This is a genomic window from Antarcticirhabdus aurantiaca (assembly GCF_009765365.1).
Lineage (GTDB): Bacteria > Pseudomonadota > Alphaproteobacteria > Rhizobiales > Rhizobiaceae > Antarcticirhabdus > Antarcticirhabdus aurantiaca.
The window spans coordinates 52,856-69,627 of record NZ_VTOM01000021.1 but is presented as its reverse complement, the minus strand read 5'-3'; the positions used below and the strand labels follow the sequence as shown (position 1 = coordinate 69,627).

General features: G+C 72.7%; 15 protein-coding genes. 1 reads left to right on the top strand and 14 read right to left on the bottom strand.

Features of this window, described 5'->3' with window-relative positions; translation table 11 throughout:
• Nucleotides 1–2 precede the first annotated feature (2 nt).
• Both FZN60_RS21815 and epmA read right to left on the bottom strand, forming a co-directional pair.
• Nucleotides 3–989, bottom strand: a complete 987-nt coding sequence (locus FZN60_RS21815) for an aldo/keto reductase (RefSeq protein ID WP_158875631.1) — start codon at nt 987–989, stop codon at nt 3–5.
• 52 nt (nt 990–1,041) lie between these two features.
• Nucleotides 1,042–2,094 (bottom strand): EF-P lysine aminoacylase EpmA, encoded by a 1,053-nt coding sequence (gene epmA / locus FZN60_RS21810; protein WP_158875630.1) that lies wholly within the window; start codon nt 2,092–2,094, stop codon nt 1,042–1,044.
• 113 nt (nt 2,095–2,207) lie between these two features.
• On the opposite strand from epmA, the gene efp reads away from it, so the two are divergent.
• Nucleotides 2,208–2,777, top strand: coding sequence for an elongation factor P (efp, locus tag FZN60_RS21805; RefSeq protein ID WP_199266625.1), 570 nt, complete (start codon nt 2,208–2,210; stop codon nt 2,775–2,777).
• 28 nt (nt 2,778–2,805) lie between these two features.
• On the opposite strand, the gene FZN60_RS21800 is transcribed toward efp, so the two are convergent.
• From FZN60_RS21800 to FZN60_RS21745, 12 genes are all read right to left on the bottom strand, one after another.
• On the bottom strand, nt 2,806–3,021 hold the full coding sequence (locus FZN60_RS21800; RefSeq protein WP_158875628.1) for a hypothetical protein: 216 nt from the start codon (nt 3,019–3,021) through the stop codon (nt 2,806–2,808).
• Nucleotides 3,022–3,050: 29 nt separating this feature from the next.
• Nucleotides 3,051–4,286: a glycosyltransferase gene (locus tag FZN60_RS21795; protein WP_158875627.1), complete on the bottom strand. Its 1,236-nt coding sequence runs from the start codon at nt 4,284–4,286 to the stop codon at nt 3,051–3,053.
• Between the two features lie 12 nt (nt 4,287–4,298).
• The gene (locus FZN60_RS21790; protein ID WP_158875626.1) at nt 4,299–5,642 is read right to left on the bottom strand and encodes an HlyD family type I secretion periplasmic adaptor subunit; all 1,344 of its coding nucleotides are present in this window, start codon (nt 5,640–5,642) and stop codon (nt 4,299–4,301) included.
• The gene (locus tag FZN60_RS21785) at nt 5,639–7,372 is read right to left on the bottom strand and encodes a type I secretion system permease/ATPase (RefSeq protein ID WP_158875625.1); all 1,734 of its coding nucleotides are present in this window, start codon (nt 7,370–7,372) and stop codon (nt 5,639–5,641) included. The genes FZN60_RS21790 and FZN60_RS21785 overlap by 4 nt, the downstream gene beginning before the upstream one ends.
• Before the next feature lie 316 nt (nt 7,373–7,688).
• The gene (locus tag FZN60_RS21780; RefSeq protein WP_158875624.1) at nt 7,689–8,822 is read right to left on the bottom strand and encodes a polysaccharide pyruvyl transferase family protein; all 1,134 of its coding nucleotides are present in this window, start codon (nt 8,820–8,822) and stop codon (nt 7,689–7,691) included.
• 76 nt (nt 8,823–8,898) lie between these two features.
• Nucleotides 8,899–10,158 carry a glycosyltransferase family 4 protein gene (locus tag FZN60_RS21775; protein ID WP_158875623.1) on the bottom strand — a complete coding sequence of 420 codons (1,260 nt, stop codon included), beginning with the start codon at nt 10,156–10,158 and terminating at the stop codon, nt 8,899–8,901.
• Entirely contained in the window at nt 10,155–10,820 is a 666-nt protein-coding gene (locus FZN60_RS21770) for a class I SAM-dependent methyltransferase (protein WP_158875622.1), read from the bottom strand. Before FZN60_RS21770 ends, FZN60_RS21775 begins: the two co-directional genes overlap by 4 nt.
• A 29-nt stretch (nt 10,821–10,849) precedes the next feature.
• Nucleotides 10,850–11,773, bottom strand: a complete 924-nt coding sequence (locus tag FZN60_RS21765; protein ID WP_158875621.1) for a SapC family protein — start codon at nt 11,771–11,773, stop codon at nt 10,850–10,852.
• Nucleotides 11,770–12,492 carry a SapC family protein gene (locus tag FZN60_RS21760; RefSeq protein ID WP_158875620.1) on the bottom strand — a complete coding sequence of 241 codons (723 nt, stop codon included), beginning with the start codon at nt 12,490–12,492 and terminating at the stop codon, nt 11,770–11,772. Before FZN60_RS21760 ends, FZN60_RS21765 begins: the two co-directional genes overlap by 4 nt.
• Complete coding sequence (locus tag FZN60_RS21755) at nt 12,489–13,328, bottom strand: hypothetical protein (protein WP_158875619.1); 840 nt, start codon at nt 13,326–13,328, stop codon at nt 12,489–12,491. The genes FZN60_RS21760 and FZN60_RS21755 overlap by 4 nt, the downstream gene beginning before the upstream one ends.
• On the bottom strand, nt 13,325–14,629 hold the full coding sequence (locus FZN60_RS21750) for a glycosyltransferase (RefSeq protein WP_158875618.1): 1,305 nt from the start codon (nt 14,627–14,629) through the stop codon (nt 13,325–13,327). Before FZN60_RS21750 ends, FZN60_RS21755 begins: the two co-directional genes overlap by 4 nt.
• Nucleotides 14,626–16,716, bottom strand: coding sequence for a hypothetical protein (locus tag FZN60_RS21745; RefSeq protein WP_158875617.1), 2,091 nt, complete (start codon nt 16,714–16,716; stop codon nt 14,626–14,628). The genes FZN60_RS21750 and FZN60_RS21745 overlap by 4 nt, the downstream gene beginning before the upstream one ends.
• Between the last annotated feature and the right edge of the window lie 56 nt (nt 16,717–16,772).

Below are 16,772 nucleotides of genomic sequence, written 5' to 3'. Positions count from 1 at the left end.
CCCTACCGATCCACCATCGCCATCTGCCGCTCCGTGTAGCGCGCGCCGGAAACGATTTCCGGCGGCAGAGCCGCGTCGAGGCGGGCCACCTCGTCGGCCGACAGCGCGAGGTCGGCGGCCGCGACATTGTCCTCCAGGTAGGTCCGGCGCTTAGTGCCGGGAATGGGTACGATGTCGTCGCCCTTGGCGAGGAGCCAGGCGAGCGCCACCTGCCCCGGCTTGGCGCCGTGCGCGTCCGCGATCTCGCCGACGGTCTTCGCGGCGCGCATGTTGGCCTCGAAGTTCGCGCCCTGGAAGCGCGGGTCGTTCCTGCGGTGGTCGCCTTCGGGATACTCCTCGCCGCGCTTGGCCGTTCCGGTGAGGAAGCCGCGGCCGAGCGGGCTGAAGGGCACGAGGCCGATGCCGAGCTCGCGCAGGGCCGGGATGATCTCGGGCTCGAGGTTGCGCTCCCACAGCGAGTATTCGCTCTGCAGCGCGGAGACGGGATGCACGGCGTGGGCGCGGCGGATGTTGGCGACGCCCGCTTCCGACAGGCCGAAGAAGCGCACCTTGCCGGCCGTCACCAATTCGCCGACCGTGCCGGCGACGTCCTCCATCGGCACGTTCGGATCGACGCGGTGCTGGTAAAGGAGGTCGATGCGGTCGGTGCGCAGCCGCTTCAGCGAGGCTTCGACCACCGCGCGGATGTGCTCGGGCCGGCTGTCGGTGCCGGTGGTCTTTCCGTCCTTGATGTCGAAGCCGAACTTCGTCGCGATGACGATCCCGTCCCGCTTGCCCTCGAAGGCGCGGCCGAGAAGCTCCTCGTTGGCGAAGGGGCCGTAGACCTCGGCCGTGTCGAAGAAGGTGACGCCGAGCTCGATCGCCCGGTGCAGCGTCGCGATAGATTCGGCGTCGTCGAAGGCGCCGTAGGACTGGCTCATGCCCATGCAGCCGAGGCCGAGCGACGAGACTTCGAGCCCCTGGGTGCCGAGCTTGCGGGTCGTCAGCATGACGCGTCCCTCCTGTTGTCCGGTGGAGGGGCCGAGATAAGGCCGCGTTCGGTCAGGAGAAGGGGTCGGCGACCGGCGTCCAGATCACCTCGTCGATGCGCCGCGCGCCCGTCGCCAGCATGGCGAGGCGGTCGAAGCCGAGCGCGATGCCGCTCGCCTCGGGCATTTCGCCGAGGGCGGCGAGGAAGTCCTCGTCGAGCGGATAGCGGGTCCCGTAGACGCGCTCCTTCTCGTCCATCTCGGCGACGAAGCGGCGGCGCTGCTCGGCCGCGTCCGTCAGCTCCCCGAAGGCGTTGGCGAGCTCGACGCCGCAGGCATAAAGCTCGAAGCGCTCGGCGACGCGAGGATCGCGGGGGCTGACGCGGGCGAGCGCCGCCTCGGGGACGGGATACTCGCACAGGATCGTCGCCCGCCCCTGCCCGAGCCGCGGCTCGACCTTGTCCGTCAGGACCCGGCTGAAAAGGTCCGCCCAGGTATCATCGGGCGCCGTGCGGATGCCGGCCGCCCGAACCGCGGCGGCGAGGCCCTCGCGGTCCGTTTCGCCGGACGGCGCGACGGTGGCGAGAAGATCGATGCCGGCGAAGCGGTCGAAGGCCTCGGCGAGGGTGAGGCGCTCGGGCGCGGCGAAGGGATCGGCCTCCATGCCCCGGAAGGCGAAGCTCGTCGCCCCCGCCGTTTCGGCGGCCAGCGCGAGGAGCGCGGCGCAGTCGGCCATCAGCGCCTCGTAGGTCTCGCCGGCGCGGTACCATTCCAGCATCGCGAATTCGGGATGGTGGAGCGCGCCGCGCTCGCCGTTGCGGAAGACGGGGCCGAGGCAGACGAGGCGCGTCTCGCCGGCGGCGAGCAACTTCTTGGCCGCGAACTCCGGCGAGGTGTGGAGGTAAAGGGGCGCGCGGCGACCGTCCGGCGCGGCGATCGCCGTCTCGAAGGCGGCGAGGTGCGCCTCGTTGCCGGGCGAGACCTGGAGCACGCTCGCCGTGACGGATACGAAGTCGCGGGCCGCGAACCAGCCGCGCACCGCCGCCTCGATGCGGTTGCGGGCGAGAAGACGCGGGCGGCGGTCGGCATGGACGTGGGGGCGCCACCAGGGCGAGGCTTGGATCATGGGGAGCGGCATAGCCCCGACTGGCGGTCCGGCGCCAGATGGTTTAGGCGAAGCGTCAAGTCGCGGCGCCGCCGCGAAAATCAACGATCAGCAGTTCGAGGTTCCACGCCGTGGTGAAGGTCATCGCCAGCACGCTCCGCAAGGGCAACGTCGTCGAGCGGGATGACGGCAAGCTCTACGTCATCCTGTCCGCCGAGAACATCCATCCCGGCAAGGGCACGCCGGTGACCCAGCTCGACATGCGCCGCATCGTCGACGGCGTGAAGGTCTCGGACCGCTACCGCACCACCGAGCAGGTCGAGCGCGCCTTTGTCGAGGACCGCGAGCACACCTTCCTCTACTCCGACGACGAGGGGTTCCACTTCATGAACCCCGAGACCTACGACCAGGTGGCCGTGCCCCCGGACGTCGTCGGCGACCAGGCGCCCTACCTCCAGGAGGGCATGGCGGTCCAGGTCTCGCAGCACAACGGCGTGCCGCTCTCGATCGAGCTGCCGCAGCGCGTCGTCTTCGAGGTCGCCGAGACCGAGCCGGTGACCAAGGGCCAGACGGCCTCGTCCTCCTACAAGCCGGCCGTGCTGTCCAACGGCGTGCGCACCCTCGTGCCGCCGCACATCAGCGCCGGCACCAAGATCGTCGTCATGACCGCCGACGGCTCCTACGTCGAGCGCGCCAAGGGCTGAGGCCTGTTCGGACCCGCCGCGTCCGGGCTCAGGTCTCGACGCGGTGCTTGTGGATGAGGCGCTTGCCCGCCTCGCTGACCCCGACGGCGCCGCCGCGGCGCTTGGCGGCGAGGCCGTAGCCGACCAGGAGGTCGCGCATCGTCTGCGGCACGAGGCCGGCCTCCGGCTGCCCGCGGTCGAGGCGGTGCAGCGCCTCCCATTCCTCGTCGGTCAGATCGTTCCGGCCGGCCACCAGCTGCTGCATTCCATCGTCCTTCGGCTCAGGCCCCGCATCTAAGCGATGCCGCGGGCGAGGGCCAGATAGGTTTCGGCCATGTCGGCGGGGGTCGGCGGCGGCCGGATGCCGCGGGCAAGGCCTCGGGCGAGCTCCGGATCGGCCAGAAAGCGCCGGATCGCCGCGGCGAAGGCCGGCGCGCCCCCGTCGTCCACGAGCAGCCCGTCGACGCCGTCGCGCACCATCTCCGCCATGCCGCCGCGGCGTATGGCCAGCACCGGCCGGCCGTGCGCGAAGGCCTCCCCGATCACCAGCGGCGCGTTCTCCCACCAGGTCGAGGGCACCGCGACGAGGTCGATCTCCGCCATGCGGGCGGCCAGCTCGCCTCGCCCGTAGGCGCCGCGCCAGGACAGGACGCCCTCCCCTTCCAGCGGCTCCGCGAGGCGGCGCACCAGCTCGCGATAGATCCCGTCCTGCGCCTCCAGCCGGCTGCCGCTCACGACGAGGCGCAGGCGCGCTCGCTCGGGTCCCGCGAGGTGGTGGAGCGCGGCGAGAAGGACGTGCAACCCCTTTTCCGGCCGCAGCTGGCCGAACATGCCGAGGCGCAGAGGCTCGCCCGATCCGAGCGGGAGCGGCTCGGCGGGCTCGGTGCCGTTGGCGATCACCGCGAGGCGCTCGAGCGGCAGCCCCCAGTCGCGGTAACGCCCGGCGAGGAAGCGGGAGGGCGCGACGAAGCGGTCGGCGCGGGCGAAGGCGGCGAGGACGAGGCGGCGCCGCTCGGCGAAGGCCGAGGTCGGGTGGCTTGGCAGGCAGGCGCGGCAGCGCTCGGGCGCGGCCGCCTCGCAGAGCGCCGGCGCCTCGCCCGCCGTCACCATCAGGCCGCGATGGGCGCAGATGCCGAGGAAGTCGTGAAGCGTCAGGACGATCCGGGCGGCCGGCAGGCTCGCCCGGATCTCGCCGAGAAGCCCGAGACCGAGATGGGCGACGTGGTGGACGAACACGGCGTCCGGCCGGAGCGCCGCGAGGAGGTCGGGCAGGCGCCGGCCGGCCCGCGCTTCGTCCGGCGCGGCTGCGAGGCGCAGCCAGTCGGCGGTGTCGCGTCGGACGAGGTACTCGTTCTCGCGCAAGCGCCCGACGCCGCCCACGACCAAGCGCGGCTCGGCGGTGCGGGCCAGGAAGTCCGCCGCCTCGACGCCGGGATGGGCGCGCAACGCCCGAAACAGCCCGTAGGCGGCGATCTCGCCGCCCCCTGCGCCGAAGTCGGGATGGCCGTGGGCGACGACGAGCGCGCGCATGGGCAGGACCGGTCAGCGCTCGCGCAGGGATTCGTCGAGGTTCTCCAGGACGGGCGCCAGGAGATATTGGAGGACGCTGCGCCCCTTTGTCGGGATGATCACGGCGGCGTCCATGCCGGCCTGAAGGCGGTCGCGGATGTCCTCGGGCACGGCCTCGCGCGCCACCGTCACCTCGACGGCGAAGGAGGGCGGCAGGCTCGGATTGGCGTCGGCCACCGCGTCGGGCGAGACGTAGGTGAGCGTGCCGCGCACCGTTTCGCGGCGGTACTTCATCAGGGCGCCGAGATTGACGTTGGCGTCCATGCCCTTCTTCAGCCGATCGACGTCGGAGGGCGGGATGCGGCCCTTCACCACGAAGCGGTCGGTGTCGGGCACGACGTCGAGCAGCGGCTCGCCCGAGCGGATCACACCCCCGACGGTGAAGACGCGCAGCGACTGGACGGTGCCGGCGACGGGCGAGCGGATCGCCGAGCGGCCGAGCATGTCGAGCGCCACCTGCCGCTCCTGGCGCAGGCGCGCGATCTCGCGGGCGAGGTCGACGAGGCCCTTGGAGGCCTCCTGCCGGTAATCGCGGCGCATCCCCTCCATGCGCAGGCGCAGCTCCTCGATCTTGTTGCGCGCCTTCTCGGCCTCGGCTCGTGCCTTTGACACGGCGCTCTCGAACTGCACCTTCTGGCGCTCGAGACCCGTCACGCGGCTCATGGCGACGAGCCCCTTGGCGAGGAGCGGCTTCACCGAGCCGAGCTCCTTGCGGATCGAGTCGAGCTGGCGCCCGGCCGACTCGCCGTCGAGCCCGGCCTGCTCGACGTCGTTCTTCGCCTGACCGATCTGGGTTTCCAGGAGCTCCAGCGAGGAGGCGAGGACGAGGCGGCGGATCTCGAACTCGCGGTTGTTGTCGTCGATCTCGCCGCGGTCGCCGAGCGGGCCGATGAGGCTCGCCACCTCTTCCGGCATGACGACGTAGTCGACCATGTCGCGCTGGGCGCCGAGCCGGGCCTCGGTCGCGAGCGCGTTGGCGAGCGCGAGGGATGCGGCGGTGGCGGCGGCCTCGAAGCGCGTGGTATCGAGGCGGATCAGCGTCTGTCCCTCCTCCACCCGGTCGCCGTCGCGCACCAGGATCTCGGACACGATGCCGCCTTCCAGGTGCTGGACCGTCTTGCGATAGGCCTCGACGGAGAAGCTGCCCTGGAGGACCACGGCGGAATCGATGTGGGCGAGCGCCGCCCATCCGCCGCACAGGCCCACCGTCAGGAACAGGACGAGATAGCCGAGCCGGAGCGAGGCGCGCCAGTCGGTGGCGGGCTCGGGCGCGGCGAGGAGCGCCGCCGCGCCGGGATGGGCGAGGATCGCGCTCAAGCCGCGCTCGCCCCGGCCCGCTCGAGCTCGATCACGGGCGCCGTGGGCTGGCCGCGGAAGCGCGGCAGGCGCGCGAAGATCTGCTCGCGCGTGCCCAGCGCCTGCACCGCGCCCTCGTTGAGGACGAGGATGTCGTCGCAGAAGCCGAGGAGGCTGACGCGGTGGGACACGACGATCACGGCCGTGCCCCGGTCGCGCAGCGACCGCATGGTGCGCCCGAGCATCTGCTCGGCGCCGGCGTCGAGGTTGGAGTTCGGCTCGTCGAGGACGACGAGGCGCGGGTTTCCGTAGAGGGCGCGGGCGAGCGCGACGCGCTGGCGCTGGCCGCCGGACAGCGTGTGCCCGCCGGGGCCGAGGCGCGTGGCGTAGCCGTTGGGCAGGCCGCGGATGATGTCGTGGATGCCCGCGTCCTCGACGGCGGCGAGGATGCGTTCGCTCGTGGCCGCGGGATCGAAGCGGGCGATGTTCTCGGCCACCGTGCCGGGCAGGAATTCGACATCCTGGGGCACGTAGCCGATGAAGCGGCCGAGATCGTCCTGGTTCCAGTGCGACAGGTCCTGCTCGCCGAAGACGATGGTGCCGCGCCGGGGCTTCCAGATGCCGACGAGGAGACGGGTCAGGCAGGACTTCCCGGCGCCGCTCGGACCGACGATCCCCAGTGTGCGGCCGGGCTGCAGCACGAAGGACACGTCCTGGATCACCGGCTTCTCCATGCCGCCCGGGCCGCCGATGAGGCGGGTGACGGCGAGCGCCCCTTGCGGGATCGGCAGCTGGAGGTGGCGCGGCGCGCTCTCGACGGCGCGAAGCAGCGCGTCGAGCCGGCGCGAGGCGAGCGCGAAGGACTGGAACGAGTTCCAGTTGGTGATGACGTGCTGGAGCGGTCCCTGCGCCCGCATCATCAGCATCAGCACCACGAGGAGGACGCCGATGTGGATCTGCCCTTCCAGGAACAGGAAGCCGCCGACGCCGTAGACGATCACCATCTGCCCGTTCTGCGCCATGCGCGGCACGAGGCTGATGCGAGCCGCCCGGGTCTGGGCGGCGCTGCGCCAGCCGAGCCCGTCCTTGTGGAGGGCGTACCAGCGCTCGGTCAGCCAGGGCAGCATGCCCATGACGCGCAGCGTTTCGGCATTGCGCGAGACCGCGAGGCCGAACTCGCTCGCCTCCATGTCGCAGCGCTGGGCGGCCTGGAGGTGGCGCGCGACGCCGTAATGGGTGGCGAGCGAGGCGAGGCCCGAGACCGCGACGAGGCCGAGGATCAGGAAGCCGAAGGGCGCGGAGATGACGAACATGGCCGCCACGAACAGCGGCGACCAGAAGGCGTCGATGAGGGCGGAGAGCGAAGGGCCGCACAGGAAGCGCCGCACCGTCTGGAGGTCGGCGAGCGCCTGGGCGGGCGAGCCCTCGCCACCGGCCTTGCCGCGGTTGAAGGCGTCGAAGCAGACGCGCGTCAGGCGCTGGTCGATCACGGTGCCCATGCGCTCCAGCACCTGGCCGCGCACGATCTCGAGCAGCGTGTAGGTGACGGTGAGAACGACGCCGATCACGATCAGCGTCACCAGCGTCGAGGGGTTCCGGCTGGTGCCGACGCGCTCCATGATGCCCATCGGCACGAGCGAGAGGGCGATGAACAGGAAGGGAAAGAAGAAGCCGAAGGCGAAGAGCGCGGCGTAGCCGTAGGAGAAGCCGCGGACGATTCCGAGGAGCGGCGAGGATAGCACCGGGTTCACGGCCGCCCTCCCCCGCCGACCGGCCGACCGGAGCGCGCGCCGACCGGACCGCCGGTCCGGGCGGACCGGCGCCGCGTCTGCGGCGCGTGGCTGGCGGGCTGTCTCACGGCGTGCGGCGCTTCCGTCCGATCTCCTCTGGGGAGGCGCCCTGCGACGCGCTCCCGGGGATCGACCTTGCGCCAAATGCGTAAAGACTTCGCGTTGGACGCGCAGGCGCTCGGAACTCGTACCGGCCCGCCTATGAACCGACCCCGCGGGCCGGTGCAAGCGGTGCCGGAAGACGCTCAAGCGCCGCGCGGGCTGCCGCCGCGCGGCGTCACATGCGGGTGGGCACGCCGTTCTTCTCGATGAAGGCCTTCATGCGGTCGTAGCGCTCGGGAAACAACGCCTGGAAGCGGTCGAAGCGCTGGGGCGCGAGGGCCTCGCCAAGGGTCTGGCGCTCGAACTCCTCGGGCGAGTAGATCGGCAGGTCGAAGGTCTCGGCGAGCTCGCGCGAGCGCGTGTCGTAGGAGAAGAGGACGCCCGGCACGCCCACGGCCACCGCCGGCAGGACGGCGTGGACGCGGTAGCCCAGCGCCGCGTCGAACTGGGCCGCGTAGACGTCGTAGTCGCCGGGCGCCCCGACATAGAAGAGCCGCCGCTCGTAGAGGTCCTGGAGGACGCGGCCGGTCACCTCGTCGAACCAGCCCTGCGCGACGAGCTCGGCCCTCGCCTTGTCCATGTGGCGGGGGGCGCGGAAGAAGAAGGCCTTCTCCTCCGGCTCGCCGTGGCAGGAGAGGTAAAGGTCGCTGACGAGGGCGAGCTTGGCGATGATGCGCTTCTGCGTCGCCTGGAAGGCGGCCGGGTCGAGGGCGTAGGTCGAGCCGACCTCGCGGCGCAGCGAGAAGGTCACGCGGCGCGGGCCGTCGGGCGCATGGCGCAGTTTCAAGGACCGGTCGAGGCCGCGGAAGAGCGAGGGGCAGCCGACGATCTCGATGTTGTGGATGCCGTTGCGGTGCAGCGTTTCGGCGCTGAAGGCGCCGCGCACGCCGATGGAGGGCGCGCGGTCAGCGATGGCCTGCCAGACGCGGCGGTTCTCGGTGGGCAGGACGATCGCGCGCTCGCGCTCGGCCTGCGCGCCGACGCCGATGACGAGGACCGGCAGGTCGAGCGCCTCGATCCAGGACAGGAAGTGGCCCCAGTCCATCTGCTCGTGGATGTAGTTCGAGCCGCGCAGGAGGATGAAGTCGCAGGACGCGCGGATGCGCTCCAGCACGCCGTCCGTCACCGGCTCGTCGATGTTAAGCGCGACGCCCGCGCTGTACTTCACCAGCCGCAGCGTGGAATCGTACACGCAGATGTCGCCGGTGTTGTAATAGTCCTCCAGCGTGGAGCGGAAGGGCATGTCGTACCAGACGGCCTCGTGATTGTTGAGGCGGCGCCCGGAATATTTGACAAGAGCTGCGCGCATCGTTCGTCGGAGCCTTCTGCGGTCGTGGCGGCGAGGATAAATCGCCTTGTCGGATCGGGGCTTGCGCCGGGCGCGCTCAGCCCATCGGCCAGGTGCCGGGCTCTGCGCCCTCGCCGGGTGCCGAGGCGCCGCGGATCAGCCGCATCATGGCGGGAACGCAGACGCTCTCGGCGTCGAAGCGCTCGACGATCGTCCGCCGCGCCGCCGCGCCGAGCCGGGCGTGGCGCTCGCGCTCCGACAGCACGCCGATCACCGTTTCGGCGAGGCGCTCCGGCGCGTGGAACGGCACGAGGAGGCCGTTCTCCCCGTCGGCGATCACCTCGCGCACGGGCTGCGTGTCGGAGGCGACGAGGACGCAGCCCGCAGCCATCGCCTCCAGGCACGACCATGAGAGAACGAAGGGATAGGTGAGGTAGACATGGACCGCCGAGACGCGCAGGACGTCGAGGTAGCTTCCATAGGGCAGGTGGCCGAGAAAATGGACGCGCGAGGCGTCGATCTCGCCGGCCACCTCGTCGAGGAAGATCTGGTGCCAGGTCTTTCCCGCCGGCGGGCGCTGGCCGTAGGACACGCCGAAGCCGCCGACGACGAGGACGCGCGCGGCGGGCCGCGCCTTCAGGATCGCCGGCAGCGCCCGCATCAGCACGTGGTAGCCGCGCAGCGGCTCGAGGTTGCGCGCGACGAAGGTGACGATCTCGTCGTCGCGCCCGACGGTCCGCCCGTCCTCCAGCCGGCAGGTGGCGGCGGGATCGGGCGCGACGAGCTCGGTGTCGACGCCCTCGTGGACGACGCGGATCTTCGAGGCGAACTCGGCCGGGTAGGTCGAGCGCTGCCAGAGCGTCGGCGCGACGCCGAGATCGGCGTCGGCGAGCGCCAGGAGGTTCATGGCGTTGCGCGCCGAGAGGCCCGCGAGGCCGTCGATGCCGAGGCTCGGGAATTCCGGGTCGAAGTTCACGTCCGAGCCGCGGGCGCGGTAGAAATATTCGCAGTAGTTGAGGATGCGCGCGTCGGGCCAGACCGAGCGCAGCGGCAGGGCCTCGCCCCAGCCGCCATGGGCGAGGATCGCGTCCGGCCGGAAACCTTCGGCGCCGAGCATCGAGGCGGCGTAGAGCGCCTGCTCGGCGCGGCGGCATTCGAGGTCGAAGCGGCGCGCGAAGGGATGCGTCTCGGCGGACGCCGCGGGCCGGAAGGCGTAGCGGCTGAGCTGGACCCCGCGCGGCGCCCGCGCCGTGTCGGCGCCGATGGCGCGCACCTCGTTGGCCGGGTCGCGCGCGAGCCGCGCGGCGACGTGGCGGAACTGGGCGGGGAAGTTGTTGTGGACGAAGAGGACCTTCACGCCGGCGGCCCCGGATCCTCCGCCTCCTCCGGGCCGGCGGCGAGGAGGCTCGCCTGCGCGGTGGTCTCGAAGAGCGGCGCGAGGGCGGCCGGGTCGCAGCCCGGCGTCAGGCAGAGCGCCCACAGGTCGAGGACGCCCTTGGCGAGGCGCACCTCGGCAAAGCCCGCGGCGAGCGCGAGGCGGGCGAGGCGCTGGACGGTGAAGCCGGTGCGGTGGGCCATGTGGGCGTGGCCGGCCGCGATCGAGGCGCCGTGTCCCCAGAGCATGTCGAGCGGCGTCACGGGCCCGGCGGGCGACTGGTAGGCGATCGCGTCGAGGCCCTTCTCGACGATCATCGCGGCGACCGCCTCGACGTCGGGGCAGGTGATCAGCGCGAAGCCGCCGTCCTTTAGGACCCGCACCATCTCGGCGAGCGCGCCCGGCACCTCGTGGGCGGCGAGGTGCTCGATGTTGTGGGAGGACCAGACCGCGTCGACGCTCCCGTCGGCGAGGAGGCCGCGCATGTCGGCGGTCGAGCCGAGGATGTCGGGCGCGACGGCGGGATCGATGTCGAGGCGGATCTCGCGCCAACCCTCGCGCCGGAAGGCGGCGTGGAGCTTCAGCGGGTTGGCCGGGCCGCTGCCGACGTTGAGAACGGTCCTGAGCGGGCTGGCGGGAAACACGAACCGTCCTTCGGGGCAGGCAGGGATTGTCAGGCGACGGCGCGCGGCGCTTCAGCCTCCTTATCCGCGGCGCCTTGCGCGGACGGTTCCGCGCCGTCCAGCGGCGGCCAGTCCGCGCCCTCCCCGTCGAAAAGGTCGCTGGCATCCAAGGCGAAGTCGAGCGCTTCGAGGCTGGCGAGGACGAGGTCCATGGCCTCCGCCCGCGGCGGCACGAGGATCGCCTCGGCCGGCGTGGCGACGCCGGCATGCTGGGCTTCCCGCGCCGATCCCGGCAGCGGCAGCCGGTCGGGCTGGAGGTGGCGGCGCGAGAACAGGAGCGCGGTCGCCAGATCCAGCGGCAGGAAGGACTCCGCCGCCAGCGCCGCGACGTGGTCCGCGTCGAGCGCGGCGAAGCGCTCGGGATCGACGGTGAGGTCGGCCGCGGCCTCGTCGCGAAGGCCGCGCAGCGGCGCAAGGAGCCCGGCGATGCGCAGGAGGTCGAGGGCGCGCGACAAGCGCTGCCCCCCGCCGCGCATCATCAGGAGCGTGTTGCGGATGGCGTTGAGTTCGGGCCCAAGCGTGCCGGCGGCCGGATCGAGGCAGACCGGAACGCCTGCCGCGCCGAGGAGATGGGCGCCCTCCGGCGCGACCTCGATCTCGTCGATCGGCCGTGCACCGGGCGCGGCGGCGGCGAGGGCGAAGGGAAAGGTGCGCAGCGCGATCGGCATGTAGCCGGCCCGCCACCGGCCGGCCTCGTCCACGGGGGGCATCGCGGGGTAGTCGCGCGCGATAAGGAAGCCGAGGCGCGGCGCGCCGGCAAGAATCCGCACCGAGAGCGGCAGATGATGGGCCGTCAGGTGGAACTCGGTGTCGTTCAGCGGCAGCCAGCCCGCCGCCGCCGCGAAGTCGTAGCCCTCAGGCGCACGGGCGCGGGCGCTCGCGAAGCGCGCCAGGGGCTGGGCGGCGAGGCTCACGCCGTCCCTCCCCGCGCGACGTCCGCGGCGACCGCGCCTTGCGCGGCGGCGAGAAGCGCACCGGCGCGGAACAAGGACAGGCGGTGCTGGCCGAGAAGGCGGGCGGCCCCGACCCCGAAGGCGGCGAGGACGGAGCCGAGCGCCGGCGTCGCGAAGGCCTTGGGCGAGACGACGAGGAGGTCCTCGATGGCGCAGCGCCGGCCGTGGCCGAGATCGAAGCGTAGAGGCCAGGGCTCCAGGAGCCCGGCGGCGTCGAGCGCCCGGCTCATCGCGGCGGTTCGCTCGCGATCCTGGCCGAAGAGCGCGAGCGCACGCAGCCGCAGCTCGGTGCCGCGCGAGGGGCGCCCGTCGGGGCCGGTGACGGTGGCGCCGGCATCCGTCGGCTCGTCGGGCAGCGCCGCGTCCAGCATGACGCGTGCGCCGGGCTCCTCCGAGCGCACGAAGGGATAGGCCTGGAGAACGAGCGGCAGGAGCGCCAGCGCCCGGTCGGCTCCCGGCGGAAAGCCCGCGCCTTCTCCGAGGAGGCTGCGAAGCACGACGAGGTCCGGTCCCCGGGCGCCGCGCCGCCAGACCATCGGGAAGCTTCCCGCCAGCCGCTCGCCCTCGGCCGCCGCCACCGGCACGACGGCTACGGAGCGCGGCAGCGGATAGGCGAAGGGCGAGTAGATGCGGGTCGTCATCATCTCCCCGGCGAGGGGCCTCGGATCCTCGGCGATCATCGCGCGGCGCCTCCCGGCGGGTGGGGGACGAAGGCGGTGAAGCGCGGGCTCGGGCGCTCGGGCAGGCGCGCGCGCGCGTCGAGGTCGAGCATCAGGAGCTGCCGGCCGCCATAGCCGTATTCCACGGCGCCCTCGCCGCGCGCCGAGGCGCCGTCGCGATGCGAGCCCTCGACCACCTGGATGAGCTGGGAGGTCGGCGACCAGAGCCCGGCGACCGGCGGCGCGTGCGGAAAGGCCGCGCGCACCTCGCGGCGGATGGCGTCGAGCGCGCCGGCGCCGAGGTTCTCGCGGATCTCCAGCTCGACCGGCTGTAGGAGGGCGAGCTCGCAGATCTCGGCGGCGAGAAGCGCGATCTCCTCCGTCACGGCGTCGAGGTCGCGGATCGGCGCCGCGATGCGCAGCGCCTCCACCCGCACGCCGAACTCGCCGAGGATGCGCAGCGTCTCGTAGCGCGGCTGGGAGAGCCAGCCGCGGGCGAGCATCCAGGACAGCGAGCCCGGCTCGCGCCCCTGGCGCCTGCGGTCCTCCCCGAGGCTGTCGCGCGCGACGAGACAGGCCTGCCCCTGCGCGAGGCGCATCGCGCCGCCGTCCAGGCGGACGTCGAGGGCGCGCGGATCCTGCCAGGGCTCCAGCATGACGGGAAAGCCGAAGCCGACACGCCCGTCGCCGAGGCCGGCATCCAGGAGATCCTGGCGGAAGAGCTCGATCCGCCCGCCGCCGACGCAGGCCTCGTCGACGAAGGCGAGGACGCTGGCGCCCGCAAGATTCAGCCGCTCCGAGAACAGCCAGCCCTCGACGCGGGCGCGGGACACGAAGTCGATGTGGCCGCGGATCATGCGGCGATGCCGGCATCGCGCGCCGCCGCTTGGCGGCCGGCGAGCGCCGAGCCGAAGAAGGCGAGGTAGCGCTCGGCCATGTCGAGCGCGTTGGGCGCCGCGGGCAGGCCGGCGCGCAGATGGGCGGCGTTGCGCGGGTCCGCGCCGATCCGCATGGCGCGCAGGAGGTCGGCCGCGTCGCCCAGGCGGAAGTGGAGGCCCGAAACGCCGTCGCGCACCTTCTCGGCCATGCCGCCGATGCCGGTGCAGATCACCGGCACGCCGACTGAATAGGCCTCCTGGATAACGACGGGCGAGTTCTCCCACCACTTGGAGGGAATGACGACGTAGTCGCACTCGCCCATCAGCCGGTGGACGGAGGCATTGTTGTAGGGGCCGGCATAGCTGAGGAAGGGATGGACCTTCAGCGCCTCCTCGAAGCGCTTGGTGAAGGCTTCCGACTGGCCGACGAGGTTGCCGTGGATGCGCAGCCGCAGGCTGGCCGAGAGGGCCGGATCGCGCGCGACGAGGTCGGCGGCGTCGAGAAGGACGTCGACGCCCTTGAAGGGGTTGATCTGGCCGAAGAAGCCGAAGGTCCGGCTCACCTCGCCCTTTCGCGGCGGCGCCGCCTCGGGCGGCGACAGGAGGCCGTTCTCGATCACGGTGGTGCGCTCGGGCGGAAGGCCCCATTCGATGAAGCGCTCGGCGAGGAAGCGGCTCGGCGACACGAAGCCGTCGAAGCGTCCGAAGGCGCCGAGCATCGTGTCGCGGCGCAGGGTGAACTGGCTGCGCATGTGCTCGGGGAAGCAGGCGACGCAGCTCTCGTTCGTGGCCCGCTCGCAGAGGCTCTGCGTCTGGCGGGTGATCATCTGCCCGTGGTTCTGGCAGATCGCGAGGAACTCGTGGAGCGTCAGGAAGGCGGCGAGCCCCGGCAGCGCGCGCACGGCGCGCAGCGTGTTGAGGCCGAGATTGAAGAAGTGGTGGAAGCTGACGAGCCCGATCCGCTCGCGCAGGAGGATGTCGACGAGCTGCTCGGAGACCCCGCGCGGCGCCAGATGGAAGAAGTGGTCGTAGCGCTCCGGCTCGACGAAGACGGCGAACTCGTTCGCCGAGCCCAGCGCCAGGCGGCCGCGGTCGGCCACCGAGCAGGCGCCGACGAAGATCGCGTCGACGCCGACGTCCCGCAGGCCTCGATAGAGCGCATAGGCCGCGATCTCGGCGCCGCCCTTCGAGATCGAGGGATGGCTGTGGGAGACGACGGCGAGCCGCTGGGGCAGGAGGCCGGGCGCTTGGCCGGGGCGCAGGACGGGGCCGAGCATCATGGCGCGCGGTCCCGTCCGGCGAGGAGGTCCTCGTCCACCATGTCGGCGAGGCGCGACGCGCGCGGGCGCTCGACCCGCATCGCCGCGCCGGGCGCGCGGCGCTCGCCGGCCTCGTTCAGCGGCAGGCCGCTCTCGCGGTGGAGGCCGCGGGTGAAGCGGGGCGCCGACACGCTCCATTGCAGGAAGGATGCGGCCGACCAGCCGAAGGCGGCGGCGGTGAAGGCGCCGTCGACGCGGTCGGGCCGGCCGAGATCGTCGACGACCTCCAGCCAGTCGAGCCCGTGGCCGCGCCGGGCGAGCGCGGCGCCGATCGCCGCCCAGCCCTCGGCCGTCGGCACGAGGCCGCGGCCGAGATGCACGAAGCGCTCGGCTCCGAGCCGCGACAGGATGTCCGGCAACTCGCCGAGCGCGTCGTCCTCGTGGGCGAGGAACAGGAGCGAGAGCGGCCGGTTCGGCAGGGCGGCCTTGAGGTCGTGGAAGCGCAGCAGCGCTTCGCCGCGCCCGCGGCCGAGATCGGCGAGAAGCGCGATGCCCGCATCCGCCGGCAGGACGTCGGCCTCCGCGGCGAGCCGGTCGAAGAGGAGCGCGAGGTTGGACGGCTCGCCCGGCAGGCGCAGAACGAGCATGCGGGATGCCGGCGCCAGCGCCTGGATCGCCGGCTCGCGCAGGCGCTCGGCGAGGCTTCGCCGCGCGGCGGCGAGGAAGGCGCGCCAGAAGGGCTCGAGGCGCACCGCCGGAAACAGGCGCAGCACCTCCTCGCCGTCGCCGACGAGGTCGAGCCGGCGCAGGACCTTCGGCTCGACGCGGCTCACCGCCATGGTGCCGTCGTCGTGGACGACGCGCAGGAGCGGCGCGCCGCCGGCATCGACCGGCAGCCCGCCGCGAAGCACGGCCTGGAAGCCGGCGCGCGCCACCGGCGAGGCCGTGCCGCCGAAGACGGGCTGGAGGTCCGGCCGGGGCCGGAAGGTGGTCGCCCCCTCCTCCGCCACGAGCACGCAATCGCCGAGCCGCATGTGGAAGGTTTCGACGCGCTTGGCCGGGCTCACCGCCCAGCCTTCCGCGAAGCAGCCGAAGCCCGGCAGCATCAGGAGGCGGTCGACGCCGCTCTCGGCCGCAAGGCCCGTCGCGGCGGCGTTGCCGGGCAGCCAGTTCGCGCCGGAATGGAGGATGGCGGCGAAGGCTTCGGCCGGCCCGCCCGGCGCCACGGACTGGACCTGCGCATAGGCCGCGAGAAAGGCGTCGCCGCGCAGGATCCGGGTGTGGGCGCCGATGCGCAGGTGGTGCGTGCCCTGTCGTCCGAGGAAGACGAAGCCCTCCTTCATCGCCGGGGCGGGCGGCCAGTTCGTGTCCATGAGGCCGATGATGCCGACCGCGCTCGTCGGCAGGTCCGGCCGCTCGTAGCGCAGGAGGGCGAGCCCCGCGGGGAACTTGCGACGATCGACGATGACGGCGGGCGCTTCCGCCTCGACGCCGCGCTTCATCCAGCCGACGAGCCAGACCTGGCCGTCGGCGCCGGGATAAACGCCATCGATCTGACCGACGTCGTGGTCGGAATGCGGGCGCAGCGGGCGGGCGGCGAGGGCTTCGGCGCCGACGCGCAGTTCGGCGAGGCGCGCGAGCAGGCGCTCGCCCCGTCCGAGCTGGCGCTCGGGCGGCTTCAGGGCGCCCAGGACGGCGCTCTGCCACGTCTCCACCAGCTCGGCGACGCTCGGCGCCCGGTTCTGCGGCGCGCGCAGGAAGAGGTCCGTGCCCGACACTCGCACGCCGACCGGCAGCGCGCGGCGACGCGGAGCGAGCCTGGCAAGCCGCGCGAAGGTTTCGGGACCGAAGCGGAAGCCGAAGGCGCCCTCGAAGCCGAGAAGCGGCGCGAGGTCGGGGCGCGGCTCGAAGGTGACGGCGAGCGCGAAGGCGTCCTCGCCCACGGTCAATTCGAGCTCGACCCCCTCGTCCGGCGCATCGAGCGCCAGCGCCCAGCCTTCGATGCCCTGAAAGGGCTCGAAACGCTCCACCGCCCCGCGCCAGCGCCCGATCCGGGTCCCGGCGAGGTCGGCGGCGTGATGATCGGCGGGAACGGCGAGCTGGAGCATGGATCAGGCGGGAAGGCAGGCAGGCGCGGCCGGAAAGCGAGGCCCGGCCGGCCCGG